Annotated in this window: 14 protein-coding genes; 6 read left to right on the top strand and 8 right to left on the bottom strand. The window is 64.4% G+C overall.

Translation table 11 applies throughout. The annotated features are described in order from the left end of the window. Positions 1-60: 60 nt before the first annotated feature. On the bottom strand, positions 61-1,704 hold the full coding sequence (locus tag F8R15_RS01045) for a pseudouridine synthase (RefSeq protein WP_152842976.1): 1,644 nt from the start codon (positions 1,702-1,704) through the stop codon (positions 61-63). Positions 1,705-1,827: 123 nt separating this feature from the next. Here F8R15_RS01045 and F8R15_RS01040 point away from each other — a divergent pair, with 123 nt between their 5' ends. The 5 genes from F8R15_RS01040 (at position 1,828) to F8R15_RS01020 (ending at position 5,003) form a co-directional block, all read left to right on the top strand. After that, positions 1,828-2,277 carry a nucleoside deaminase gene (locus F8R15_RS01040; RefSeq protein ID WP_152842974.1) on the top strand — a complete coding sequence of 150 codons (450 nt, stop codon included), beginning with the start codon at positions 1,828-1,830 and terminating at the stop codon, positions 2,275-2,277. Positions 2,278-2,382: 105 nt separating this feature from the next. Then, complete coding sequence (locus F8R15_RS01035) at positions 2,383-2,658, top strand: peptidase (protein WP_152842972.1); 276 nt, start codon at positions 2,383-2,385, stop codon at positions 2,656-2,658. A 65-nt stretch (positions 2,659-2,723) separates the two neighbouring features. Then, positions 2,724-3,182 (top strand): PaaI family thioesterase, encoded by a 459-nt coding sequence (locus tag F8R15_RS01030; protein ID WP_152842970.1) that lies wholly within the window; start codon positions 2,724-2,726, stop codon positions 3,180-3,182. Further along, positions 3,179-3,703, top strand: a complete 525-nt coding sequence (locus F8R15_RS01025; protein WP_075776152.1) for a PaaI family thioesterase — start codon at positions 3,179-3,181, stop codon at positions 3,701-3,703. The genes F8R15_RS01030 and F8R15_RS01025 overlap by 4 nt, the downstream gene beginning before the upstream one ends. Further along, entirely contained in the window at positions 3,696-5,003 is a 1,308-nt protein-coding gene (locus F8R15_RS01020) for an MATE family efflux transporter (RefSeq protein ID WP_078539745.1), read from the top strand. The genes F8R15_RS01025 and F8R15_RS01020 overlap by 8 nt, the downstream gene beginning before the upstream one ends. Before the next feature lie 93 nt (positions 5,004-5,096). On the opposite strand, the gene F8R15_RS01015 is transcribed toward F8R15_RS01020, so the two are convergent. The 7 genes from F8R15_RS01015 to F8R15_RS00985 all read right to left on the bottom strand — a co-directional run bounded on the left by F8R15_RS01015 (position 5,097) and on the right by F8R15_RS00985 (position 11,450). Next, on the bottom strand, positions 5,097-6,428 hold the full coding sequence (locus F8R15_RS01015) for a glutamine synthetase family protein (RefSeq protein ID WP_098410336.1): 1,332 nt from the start codon (positions 6,426-6,428) through the stop codon (positions 5,097-5,099). Positions 6,429-6,431: 3 nt separating this feature from the next. Then, positions 6,432-7,259 carry an ABC transporter permease gene (locus F8R15_RS01010; RefSeq protein ID WP_078519682.1) on the bottom strand — a complete coding sequence of 276 codons (828 nt, stop codon included), beginning with the start codon at positions 7,257-7,259 and terminating at the stop codon, positions 6,432-6,434. Further along, on the bottom strand, positions 7,256-8,134 hold the full coding sequence (locus F8R15_RS01005) for an ABC transporter permease (RefSeq protein ID WP_078519681.1): 879 nt from the start codon (positions 8,132-8,134) through the stop codon (positions 7,256-7,258). Before F8R15_RS01005 ends, F8R15_RS01010 begins: the two co-directional genes overlap by 4 nt. Positions 8,135-8,189: 55 nt before the next feature. Next, positions 8,190-8,912: a transporter substrate-binding domain-containing protein gene (locus tag F8R15_RS01000; protein WP_152842968.1), complete on the bottom strand. Its 723-nt coding sequence runs from the start codon at positions 8,910-8,912 to the stop codon at positions 8,190-8,192. Positions 8,913-8,944: 32 nt separating this feature from the next. Next, positions 8,945-9,739 (bottom strand): ABC transporter ATP-binding protein, encoded by a 795-nt coding sequence (locus F8R15_RS00995; protein ID WP_078519679.1) that lies wholly within the window; start codon positions 9,737-9,739, stop codon positions 8,945-8,947. A gap of 163 nt (positions 9,740-9,902) precedes the next feature. Continuing rightward, positions 9,903-10,325, bottom strand: coding sequence for a TerB family tellurite resistance protein (locus F8R15_RS00990; RefSeq protein WP_246831943.1), 423 nt, complete (start codon positions 10,323-10,325; stop codon positions 9,903-9,905). 93 nt (positions 10,326-10,418) lie between these two features. Beyond that, positions 10,419-11,450 (bottom strand): NADP-dependent oxidoreductase, encoded by a 1,032-nt coding sequence (locus tag F8R15_RS00985; RefSeq protein WP_152842965.1) that lies wholly within the window; start codon positions 11,448-11,450, stop codon positions 10,419-10,421. A 744-nt stretch (positions 11,451-12,194) separates the two neighbouring features. Here F8R15_RS00985 and F8R15_RS00980 point away from each other — a divergent pair. After that, positions 12,195-12,383, top strand: a complete 189-nt coding sequence (locus F8R15_RS00980) for a hypothetical protein (RefSeq protein ID WP_152842963.1) — start codon at positions 12,195-12,197, stop codon at positions 12,381-12,383.

The raw sequence follows: 12,383 nt of genomic DNA, 5'->3' as shown, positions 1-12,383 counted from the left end.
GAAAAAGAAGAGGGGAAAACCATGGCGGTTTTCCCCTCTCTCAAAGCGCGTTTTCGCCGGTCAGTCGCGATTGCCACCGCGGGGCTTGCCACCGAAGGGCTTGCCACCGGGTTTCCCGCCCGGTTTGCCCGAATGCGACTTGAAGCCGCCCGAGCGTGCGGGCCGGTCGCCGTGGGATTTGAACCCGCCCGAGCGCGGCTTGCCTCCCGGCTTTCCGCCATGCGATTTGAAGCCGCCCGAGCGGGGCTTGTCGCCGCCACGGTCGTCACGGCCACCTTCGTCGCGATCCCGGTTGAAGCGCGCCTTGTCGCCGAACTTCCCGCTGGGCTTGCCGCCGAACTTCCCGCCCGAGGAGCGGTCGTCGCGGTCGCGGTTGAAGCTAGGCTTGTCGCCGCGCGGCCCACGATCGGGGCGGTCGCCACGATCTTTCGAGAAACGCGGGCCCCGGTCGCCACGCTCGCCTTCATCACGATGCGACTTGAACCCACCGGTGCGCGGCTTGCGCGGCCCGTCGCGGAACGGACGATCCTCGCGGCCGCCCTCTTCGCGATCCTTTCGGAAACGCGGTTTGTCGTCACGGCCACCCTCGTCGCGGTCGCGGTTGAAGCGCGGCTTGTCGCCACGCGGCCCGCGATCCGGGCGGTCGCCCCGGTCCTTCGAGAAGCGCGGCCCCCGATCGCCACGATCGCCGCGGTCGCCCTCGTCACGATGCGATTTGAAGCCGCCCGTGCGCGGCTTGCGCGGACGATCTTCACGGCCGCCTTCGTCACGATCCTTGCGGAAGCGCGGCTTGTCATCACGGCCGCCCTCATCGCGATCGCGCTTGAAACGCGGCTTGTCGCCCCGATCCTTGCGCTCGCCGCGCTCGGGACGATCCCCACGCTCTTTGCGCTCGGGCTTGGCTTCGCCGCCCACCGGCTTGTCGTCGAGCAACCCGCCAAGCTGGTCGCGCAGCATCCTGCGCTTCACTTCCATCACGTCGCCCGCCTTCATGTCCATCAGGCGGAATGGGCCGTAGCTGATGCGGATCAGGCGGTTCACCTGGAAGCCGATCTCGGTCATCGCGCGACGGATTTCGCGGTTGCGGCCTTCGCGGATGCCCACGGTCAGCCACGCATTCGCGCCTTGCTGACGGTCGAGCGAGACTTCCATCGGCAGGAATTCCTCGCCCTCGATGGTGATGCCCTGACGCAGCGGCTCGAAAGACTGCTCGGTCGGGCGGCCATTCACGCGGACGCGGTATTTGCGCAGCCAACCGGTCTCGGGCAGCTCCAGACGGCGCTTCAACCCACCATCATTGGTCAAGAGCAGCAAGCCTTCTGAGTTGATGTCGAGACGGCCCACGTTCAGCACGCGCGGCATGCCCTCGGGCATCTCGTCGAAGATCGTGCGGCGGCCCTGTTCGTCCTTCTCAGTGGTGACCAGACCCAGCGGCTTGTAATAGAGCCACAGCCGCGTTTCCTGCGGCGCGTCGATCGGCTTGCCGTCGATGGTGATCTTGTCGGACGCCGCCACGTCGAGCGCGGGCGAGTCGATCTGCTTGCCGTTCACCGCGACCTTGCCGGCGAGGATCATCTTCTCGGCGTCACGGCGCGAGGCGACGCCGGAGCGCGCGATAACCTTGGCGATGCGCTCTTTCGCGCCGGATTTGTCGGCGGATTTCGAAACGGAATTTTCGGGGGAATTTTCGGGAGTGTCGGTCATGTCCGGTTCCTTCTAGGGGAGGGGGCGCGCGAGTCGCTCGGGCGCGAAAGATGGCGATCTACACCTTTCTGCTGCGCGTGGGAAGCGTCTTGATAAGCGCGGATTTGCAAGCGATGAAGAGCCATGGAATTCCGGTCTTTCATGCAACAGGCGCTCGCAGAGGCGCGCGAGGCGGCTAAGCGCGGCGAGGTGCCCGTGGGCGCAGTCGTCGTCTCTCCTGACGGTAGGGTGGTGGCCGCCGCTGGCAACCGCACCCGCGAGCTGGGCGATCCGACCGCCCATGCGGAGATCCTCGCGATGCGCGAGGCCTGTGCGCAGATCGGCTCGGAGCGGCTGCCGGGCTATGACCTCTATGTCACGCTCGAGCCCTGCCCGATGTGCGCCTCGGCGATCTCTCAGGCCCGGATCGCGCGGCTTTATTACGGCGCGGCCGATCCGAAATCGGGCGGCGTCGCACAGGGTCCCCGCATCTTCTCGCATCCGCAAAGCCATCATGTGCCGGAAATCTATGACGGCATCGGGGCGGCGGAGGCGGAGGCGCTCTTGAAGGATTTCTTCGCCGCGCGCCGCTAGATCCGCGCCCGTCTGGACGGATTGCCTTTCCTGTGGCATATCAATCGCATCGCAGGCCCCAAGGGCCGCGACCCCCGACATTGGTATCAGTCAGAAGGAGCGGGCATGCGTCCGGCAACGCGTCTGCGCGAAGGTGGCCTTGCGGCCTATCAGCAAGAGATGAAATGGGTCGCTCTGGCCCTCGGCATCGCCTCGACCATCGCCATCGTGCAGAACTGGTATCCGCTCAATCTCTTTCTCAGCCTGCCGTTCTGCATGATCTGGGCCTATCACGCCTGGCTCCATACCGAGCGCCAGCTGAAATATCTCAACATCATGTTCACCGGCTTCTACCTTTACGGGATCGCGCGCTATTTCCTTGTGTCGCAGGGTCAGGGCTGAGGCGCGGGTCTTGTAACCCCGTCGGCCAGCGGGGATAGTCGCGCAAGACATTCGGGGATGATTTCATGAGCGACCAGAACGACAAGATACTCGAACAGGCGCGCCAGTTCATCGAGGCGATCCCGCATTCCCGCGCGCTGGGGATGCAGATGGACGAGATCCGCCCCGGCTGCGCGACCCTGTCGATGCCCTATGACACGCGCTTCGTGGGCGATCCGCGCACCGGCGTGATCCATGGCGGCGCGGTTTCGGCGCTGATGGATACCTGCGCAGGCGCCGCCGTTATGAGCCATCCGCAGGCCGGAGCCTCCACCGCGACGCTGGATCTGCGCATCGATTACATGCGCCCCGCCACGCCCGGCCAGCGGATCACCGCGCGGGCCGAATGCTACCACGTCACCCGCTCGGTGGCCTTCGTGCGCGCCACCACCCATGACGAGGATGCCGAGCGTCCCGTGGCGACCGCCACCGGCGCCTTCACCGTCTCGCGCCCCGACAAACCCAAATCGGAGGGGCAAGCATGAGCCGTCCCAAGCCCGAACCCGTCCAGCAAGTCAAGCAGCGCCGAGACGGCGCGCTCAAGATGCTCGTCGAGGGCATTCCTTACGCGCAGTTCCTCGGCATTGGTTTCGACCGGCGCGGCGATGAGCTGACCGGCGTTCTGTCCTATGACGACAAACTGATCGGTAACCCGATGCTGCCCGCGATCCATGGCGGGGTGACGGCGGCCTTTCTCGAAGTCACCGCGATCATCGAACTCAGCTGGTCTTACCTGTGGGACGATATCGAGGCGGGACGGATCGATTTCGACGCGCTCACGCCCGAGAGCCTGCCGCGGCTGCCCAAGACGATCGATTTCACCGTGGACTACCTGCGCTCTGGCCTGCCGCGCGACGCCTATGCGCGCGCCCGCGTCAATCGTTCGGGGCGGCGTTACGCCAGCGTCCATGTCGAGGCGTGGCAGGACAACCGGACCCGGATTTTTGCCCAAGCGACCGGCCATTTCCTGATGCCCGCGCGGGACGACACCTCCGCCAATGGCTGAGATTACCCATGCGCGGGTTCTGAAGATCGCGCTGCCCATCGTCCTCTCGAACGCCACGATCCCGATCCTCGGCGCGGTCGACACGGCCGTCGTCGGCCAGATCGGCCTGCCCGCGCCGATCGGAGCCGTGGGGATCGGCGCGGTGATCCTCTCCTCGCTCTACTGGATTTTCGGCTTCCTGCGGATGGGTACGACCGGGCTGGTCAGCCAGGCGCATGGGACGGGCGATACCGGCGAGGTCTCCGCCGGGCTGATGCGGGCGCTGATCATCGCGGGCATCGCCGGGCTGAGCCTGATCGTGCTGCAACTGCCGCTCTTCTGGGCCGCGTTTCAGCTTGCCCCGGCGAGCGACGAGGTCGAGCGCCTTGCTCGCGACTACCTGCAGATCCGCATCTGGGGCGCGCCGCTCACCATCTCGCTCTACGCCTTCACCGGCTGGCTGATCGCGCTGGAACGCACGCGCGGTGTCCTCTTGCTGCAGGTGGCGATGAACGCGCTGAACGTGGGGCTGGATCTTCTCTTCGTGCTGGGCCTCGGCTGGGGCGTGCAAGGCGTCGCGGGCGCCACGCTGATCTCCGAGATCAGTGGTGTGGTGCTGGCGCTGTGGCTCTGTCGCGCGGCCTTCGCAGGCGGGTTGTGGCGGGCGCGCGCAATCTTTGATCGGGTGAAACTGGCGACGATGGCGCGGGTGAATACCGACATCATGCTGCGCTCGATCTTGCTGCAGGCGAGCTTCACCTCCTTCCTCTTCCTCGGCGCGGGGCAGGGCGATGTGACCCTTGCGGCCAATCAGGTGCTGCTGCAATTCCTGCAGATCACCGCCTTCGCGCTGGACGGGTTCGCCTTCTCCGCCGAGAGCCTCGTGGGCCAAGCGGTGGGCGCACATTCGGCTGCAAGGCTGCGCCGGGCGAGCATCGTGTCCTCGCAATGGGGGATCGGCGGCGCGCTCGCGCTGGGCGCGGTCTTCCTGCTCGCGGGGCCTGCGATCATCGACCTGATGACCACCGCCCCGAATGTCCGCATCGAGGCGCGCGACTATCTGATCTGGATCGCCGCCGCGCCGCTGATCGGCGGGCCGGCCTGGATGCTAGACGGCATCTTCATCGGCGCGACCCTGACCCGTGAGATGCGCAACGCGATGGTGATCTCGGTCGCGATCTACACGGCCGCGCTTTTCGTGCTGATCCCGCTTTTCGGCAATCACGGGCTCTGGGCGGGGCTGATGATCCTCAACGCAACGCGCGGCCTGACGATGGCGCGGCTCTATCCTCGGGCCGAGGCGAAAGCGGCAGCCGGATAGGGGCGCTGTCCCTCTGCCTGCGCCCCGCCGCTCCCTTCCCCTTGATGGAAATATCCCGGGGGTGAGGGCGAAGCCCGAGGGGGCAGCGCCCCCTTAGACGGTATCCAAGTAAAGCTCGGTCTGTTCCTGATCCGACAGCTCCGCCATGTAATGCAGCTCCTGCCGCTTGGTCATGGCGAAATTGGTGATCAGGTCGCGGTCGAAGATGCGCGGCATGATCTCGCAATTCTGGAAGGCGTCGATCGCCGCTTCCCAGTCGGTGGGCATCTGCGGCAGGTCGAGCGCATAGGCGTTGCCCTTGATCGGCTCGGGCGCCTCCATCTTGTCCTCGATCCCGATCAGGGCCGCGCCGAGGATCGCCGCGATCATCAGGTAGGGGTTCACGTCGCCGCCCGCCACGCGATGTTCGATCCGGCGCGCCTGCGGGCCCGAGGCCGGGATGCGCAGCGCCGCGGTGCGGTTCTCATAGGCCCAGGCGATGCCGGTCGGCGCATGGGCGTCGGGCACCAGCCGGTCATAGCTGTTCTCATGCGGCGCGAAGATCAGGCCCGAGCCCGCCATCGCGGCCAGACACCCGGCAACCGCGTGGCGCATCTGGTCCGAACCTTGCGGCGTGCCGTCGTTGAAGATGTTGTTGCCCTCGGCATCGAGCACCGAGAAATGCATATGCATCCCGTTGCCGGGCCATTCGTCGTAAGGCTTGGCCATGAACGATGCCGCGAAGCCATGCGCGCGCGCGAGCCCTTTCACCAGCATCTTGAACAGCCAGCTGTCATCGGCGGCCTTCAGCGGGTCGGGCTGATGGGAAAGGTTGATCTCGAACTGGCCGGGACCCGCTTCGGAGATCGCGGTATCGGCGGGAATATCCATCGCCTCGCAGGCGTCGTAGAGCTGGCTGAAGAAGATGTCGAAGGCGTCGAGGGCGCGGAGCGAGAGGACCTCGCCGCCGGTGCGGCGCTTGCCCGAGCGCGGCGAGGGCGGCACGCGCAGGGTCTTGCCGCTGTCGTCGATCAGGAAGAACTCCAGCTCGGTCGCGACCACCGGAGTCAGCCCCAGCGCCTTGTAGCGTTCCACCACCCGCGCCAGCGCCTGCCGGGGATCGCCCGCATAGGGCTTGCCGTCCATATGGAACATCCAGATCGGCAGCAGCGCGGTCGGCGCCGAGAGCCACGGCATCGGCAGGAAGCCCCGCTCGGTCGGCATCAAAAGCCCGTCGGCATCGCCGGATTCGAACACGAGCGGGCTGTCTTCGACATCCTCGCCCCAGATGTCGAGATTCATCACCGAGTAGGGAAAGCGCGTCCCTTCGGTGAAGACCTTATCGGCGAAGCGGGCCGGCAGGCGCTTGCCGCGCGCCACCCCGTTGAGATCGGCCGCCGCCACGCGGATCGTGCGAACGTCGGGATGGTCGTGCAGCCAGTTCATGTGTCACCTGATAATCTGCGGCCTGAACCGGAAGCGCTTGCGGCTTTCCTGCGGCAGATGGCGGTTCAGGCGGCGGTTGATCACCCCGAAGACCGCGATGACGCAGAGCGTAAGCAGGATGAAGTAGAACGCCGCGATCGGGTAGGGGATGAAGGGGTTGAAGGTCTTGTCCGCGAAATATTTCGCGTAATAGAGCGCGTCGCCCTCCTGTCGGAACGCCGGGAAGCCCGAGAAGAACACGAGCGTGGTGGCGTGGAACAGGAAGATCGCCTCGTTGGTGTAGGACGGCCAGCCGAGCCGGAGCATCGTGGGCCATGTCACGCGGCGGAACTTGGTCCAGCCGGTCATCCCGTAGGCGTCCGCGGCTTCCATGTCGCCTTTCGGCACGGAGCGCAGCGCGCCGTAGAAGATCTCGGCGGCATAGGCGGAGGTGTTGAAGAACAGCACGATCAGTGCGCCTGCCCAGGCCCGCGTGATCCAGTCCGTCGCGACCGTGATGCCGAGGATCGGGAAGCCTGCACGGGGCAGCATCGCGAAGGCCTCGTAGGCGAGGAAGAACTGGATGAAGAGTGGCGAGCCGCGGAACAGGAAGATGAACCATTCGGCCGGTTTGCGGAAGATCGCGCGATCGGAGTTCTTCGCCACCGCCAGCGTCGTCGCGAGGAAGAAACCTGCGAGCAGCGCGAGAATGCCGAAATAGAGGTTCCAGATCATCCCCGAGCCGATCAGGGTGAATTGCTGGCACATGGTGAAATCGGAGCGCGGCAGCAGCCGCTCGCCGATGCCGACGGAGCGCAGCCCGTAATCCGCGATGGTCTGAATGCAGCTCATGCGTCCGCCTTTCTCAGCGCTTCCCCGGCAGCCGTGGCCTGCCCGAAAGCGAGGCGGCGATTGATGCGGGCCAGCACGATCTCGGAGAGCTTGGTCATCACCAGATAGAAGACCAGCAGCACGAGGAAGTAATAGAGACGCCAGTCGGGATGCGGATAGGCGTAGATGCTCGACTTGGTCGCGCCCAGTTCGCGCGCCCAATAGACGATATCCTCGATGCCCAGAAGGAACAGCAGGGGCGTTGCCTTGATGAGGATCATCCAGAGGTTCGACAGGCCGGGGATCGCATAGGCCCACATCTGCGGGATCAGCACGCGACGGTTCACCTGCGCGCGTGTCATGCCATAGGCCTCGGCGGTCTCCAGCTGCGCGCGCGGCACCGCCTGCATCGCGCCGAACAGCACGTTGGCGGCGAAGGCGCCGTAGACGATGGAAAAGGCCACCACCGCCAGCGCGAAGCCATAGGCCTCGTGATAGAATTGCGGGGCCGTGCCGAGCGGGATTTTCGCGGAGGCACAGACGTGGAATTCGTTACCCGTCCAGGCTGGGCCGGGATCGGGGCAGACCGCGCGTGACTTCAGGTACTCAAGCCCCTGGTCCATCGCGATCGGCACGAAAAGGAAGAAGATGATATCGGGTACACCGCGCACCATCGCGATGTAGCCCCGTCCGAGAAAGCGCAGCGGGGCGGCGCTCGACCGGGCAGCCAGCGCCCCGCCGAAGCCGAAGATCAGCGCCACCGGCGCGGTCACGGCCAGCAGGATCAGCACGATGCCGAACGAGCCATAGAACATGATCTGCTTACCTGTGGTCAGGTAGCAGAGCAGCCAGCCAAGCCCGTGAAGGGCAGAAGGATCGGAACAGCTTTCGAACATCGGACTTTCGGTCGGGACCGGAGCGGCTCATGCCGCCCCGGCCTCGTTTCCTGGATCAGTTCTTGAAGGTCATGACGTTGTCGCCGAAATACTTCTTGAGCATTTCGTTGAGCGTGCCATCGGCTTTCAGCTTCGAAATGCCGTCGTTGAACTTGTCCTTCAGCTCGGTGTCGGACTTGCGCAGACCGATGCCGATGCCTTTGCCGAGCTGCACGGGATCGCCCACGAATTCCAGGTTGTCCTGGCCCGCGAAGGGCTTGAGCGCGTCCTTGTCGGCGAAGACCGCGTCGGCTTCGCCGTTCTTCACGGCCGCGATCGTGTCGTCGAGGGTCGCGTATTCCGCCAGCGTCGCACCGGTTTCGGCGACGTGGGCCGCCTGAATGGTGCCGGTCTGCGCCGCGATCACGCCGCCCTTGAGGTCCGCGCCCGGGTCCATCGACATGTAGGACGAAGCCGCCGGCGGGTAATAGGCCTGGGTGAAGTCGATGGTCTTCTCACGCTCAGCGGTGATCGACATGCCAGCCATGATCGTGTCGTAGTTGCCCGAGAGCAGGTTCGGGATGATCGAATCCCAGTCATTGGTGACCCAGGTGCAGTCGAGGCTCTCCATCTCGCACAGCTTGTCGCCGAGTTCGCGCTCGAAGCCTGCGACTTCACCGTTATCGTCGATGAAGTTGTAGGGAGGGTAGGCGCCCTCGGTGCCCATGCGGACGGTCTGTGCCGCGGCGACGCCGGCCGAAAGGCCGAGGATGGCAGCGGTCAGGATCAGTTTTTTCATCTTGGTTCCCCGTTGTTAATTCTTGGGTTGATTCACGCCGGCGCGGTGGCCGACAGGAATTGTTGCAGGCGCGTCGATTTCGGCGCGCCGAACAGAGCCTCTGGCGGGCCCTCTTCCTCGATCTTGCCCTGATGCAGGAAGACGACGTGGTCGGAGACGTCACGCGCCAGCCGCATATCGTGGGTGACGAGGATCATGGTGCGGTGTTCGGCGGCGAGGTCCTTGATGACCTTCACCACCTCTTGCTGCAATTCCGGGTCGAGCGCCGAGGTGGGCTCGTCGAAGAGAAGCGCCTTGGGCTCCATGCACAGCGCCCGCGCGATCGCCGCGCGCTGCTGCTGGCCGCCCGAGAGCTGCGCGGGCCAGGCGTCGCATTTGTCGCCGATGCCGACCTTGTCGAGCAACTGGCGCGCCAGCGGTTCGACCTCTGCCTTGTCGCGGCCCAGCACCGTCACCGGCGCTTCCATCACGTTCTGCAGGATCGTCATGTGCGCCCAGAGATTGAACTGCTGGAACACCATCGACAGGTTGGTGCGGAACCGGGTGACCTGCGCGCGGTCGGCAGGGCGACGATTGAGCCCCTCGCCACGCCAATGCACAGACTCGCCCTCGAAGATCACATCGCCCTTCTGGCTGTCTTCAAGCAGGTTGCAGCATCGCAAGAGCGTCGATTTGCCCGAGCCGGAGGAGCCGATCAACGACACCACATGGCCGCGCGGCGCGGTGATCGAGACGCCCTTGAGCACCTCGAGCGAGCCGTAGCTCTTGTAAAGGTCACGGATTTCGATGACGGGCGCGTCTTTGGGCGCAGGCTCGTTTCGGGTCACGCAGGCAGCTTCTCTTTGTCCATCCGCGCAATCTGGCGCGATTTGACCGGTGAATGCAACTGCGTCTGCCCGGTTGACGATGGGGAAGGGGCCGAAATCACGAGCATCTGAGGAAAAAACAGGCGCGGAGCGGTCGCGCCCCGCGCTGCCTTGACCGTCGAATTCAGGTGCGGCGGGCTTCGACGCGTTGCCGCGCCACCGCCGAATCGACGTCGTTAACGCCCAGAAGCTTCGCCGCGAGGCGGATCAACGCATCCTCATGAGCATCGCGCACGCCATCGGCCAGCGCCACGTCCCACAGCGCCTCGATCACGCCGGTGCGGTCCTCATAGGCGACCTTGTCCTTAAGCGCGCGGGTGAAGCGGACCGTGTCGGGCGCGCCCGCCTCGACCTCTTCGGCGCGCTTGCGCATCTCGGTCGCTTCGAAGCCCGAGAGCCCGTTGCGCTGAGCGAGAACCCGGTCGATCCGGATTTTCTCCTCTTCGGTATAGTTTTCATCCGACCGCGCGAGCCGCACCAGAAGTGCGCCAAGCGCCAATTCGCGATCTTCCCCCTCCATCGGATCGGGGGCGGGATCGTTGAGCATATCGAAAAGGCGTCCAAACATAGAGATAGAGATAAGCGATGCGCGGCGCAGGGCAAGTCACGGATGCGAAAGCCCTGCGCGCGTGCCTCGCTTTTAGCCGACTTTCACGACCATCTTGCCGAAATTGCGGCCCTCCAGCAGGTCGTAGAGCCCCTGCGGCGCGGCCTCGAGGCCCTCCACCACCTGCTCCTTGTACTGAACCTTGCCCTCTTTCAGCCAGCCGGTCATCGCCTCGGAAAATTCCTGATAAAGCTCGATCGGGAAGCTGTCGAAGATGATGAAGCCCTGCACCTTCACCTTCATGCGCAGGATCGTCGAGAGGATCTGCGGGCCGTGATCGGGCCCCTCGGGCAGGCCTTGCAGGTTATACCACGCGACCATGCCGCAGACCGGCATCCGCGCGAAGGGGTTGAGAAGCGGCAGTACGCCGTAGAGCACCTTGCCGCCGACATTCTCGAAATAGACGTCGATCCCGTCCGGGCAGGCCGCGGCCAGTTGCTCGGCGAAATCCTCGGCGCGGTGGTCGATGCAGGCGTCAAACCCCAGCGTGTCGGTGACATGGGCGCATTTCTCGGCCCCGCCCGCGACGCCGACGACCCGGCAGCCCTTGATTTTGGCAATCTGGCCGACCGTTGCACCGACGGGACCGGAGGCGGCGGCAACCACAACCGTCTCGCCCGGTTTCGGCTCGCCGATCTTCAGCAGGCCCGCATAGGCCGTGTAGCCCGGCATCCCGAGGATGCCCAAAGCCCAGCTCGGGTTCTCCGGCTCCGGCCCGAGATTGAGCACTTGCGTCCCATCAGAGACGAAGAAGTCCTGCCAGCCCGAGGGCGAAAGCACAAAGTCGCCCTTCGAGAAGCCCGCGACATCGCTTTCCATGACCTCGGCCACGACCTGACCGGTCATCACGCCGCCGATCTCGACCGAGGTCGCGTAGGATTTCGCATCCGACATCCGCCCGCGCATATAGGGGTCGAGCGACAGCCAGACGGTACGCAGCAGCATCTCGCCCTTGCCGGATTGCGGCACGGCCTCGGTTTCCAGCTTCAGCGTGTTCTCGTTCGGCGCGCCTTTCGGGCGCTCGGCGAGGATGATCTTGCGGTTGGTGTCTTGCGTCTGTGCCATGAAAGCCTCCTGTTTGAGAGGCCAGCTAGCACGCGGTTCGCGCGGGGAAAGGGGGCCTAATTTGACTGCTATTTGGCTGATGAATTCATAAGGAAATAGAAGAATCTCAGACTGAAAATGAGGCTGGAACTTACTTAGCGATTTGGCAAGCTACAATGAAGTCGATTCATATTCCCGATGTCGCAACCGAGTGGCACCAGCGTCATCAATTCCGCCATATTTTCAGCCTCCCACCAAAAACCAATATTCGTGCCAAATTGCTCTGGCAGTCAAAGTGGAATTGTAGCTGGAAAGCTCCGCGCCGCCGCACAACTGAGGACTCAGCCTCCTGGTGCTCTCAGTCCATAGCTGCCACTAAACCTCGTGCCCAGATGCTGCGGTCGCAGCCCGCTTTGCGGTCCCTCGCAGCCAGCGCGACATCTAAGCTCGGTCGAACCTGCAGTTCACAGACGAATTTGCTGTTCGTTCCACAGCACGCAGTGGCCGCAATTCAGCCCAGACCGGCAATTCGCTTGGACGTCGTGCGACAAAGGTCTGCGGGACGAAGCGGGCCTTGGCCCTCCAGCGGTTCGCGAGCCGTGTATCCGCGGACCGCGGGATGGCGACCTTAGCGATTTCCTCGCCTGATGCAGTGGGGAGCGAACGTCGATCACGGCTGCAACTCCAGCCACTGTTCTGGCGATTTTTTGGTGCATTTTGGTGCAACCCCGTGTAGGTTGGTGCCAAATTACACCAGGAGCGGCCATGTCCGGCACCGGCAAGACAGAGATGCGCCGTTTTACGATCTCGCTGGAGGCGTCTGCCTATCAAGAGTTGAAAGACATCGCGGCTTCACAGCGCCCGCCACTCACCCTACAGTATACCGTCAGATACGCCCTTCTTCGCTTTCTTGAAGAGAACAGAGGTCAGCAGCTAAAGCTGGACATCGAGTAA

The organism is Thioclava sp. JE_KL1, from assembly GCF_009296265.1.
Taxonomy (GTDB): Bacteria; Pseudomonadota; Alphaproteobacteria; order Rhodobacterales; family Rhodobacteraceae; genus Thioclava.
This window is presented reverse-complemented; position numbering and strand designations above follow the sequence as displayed.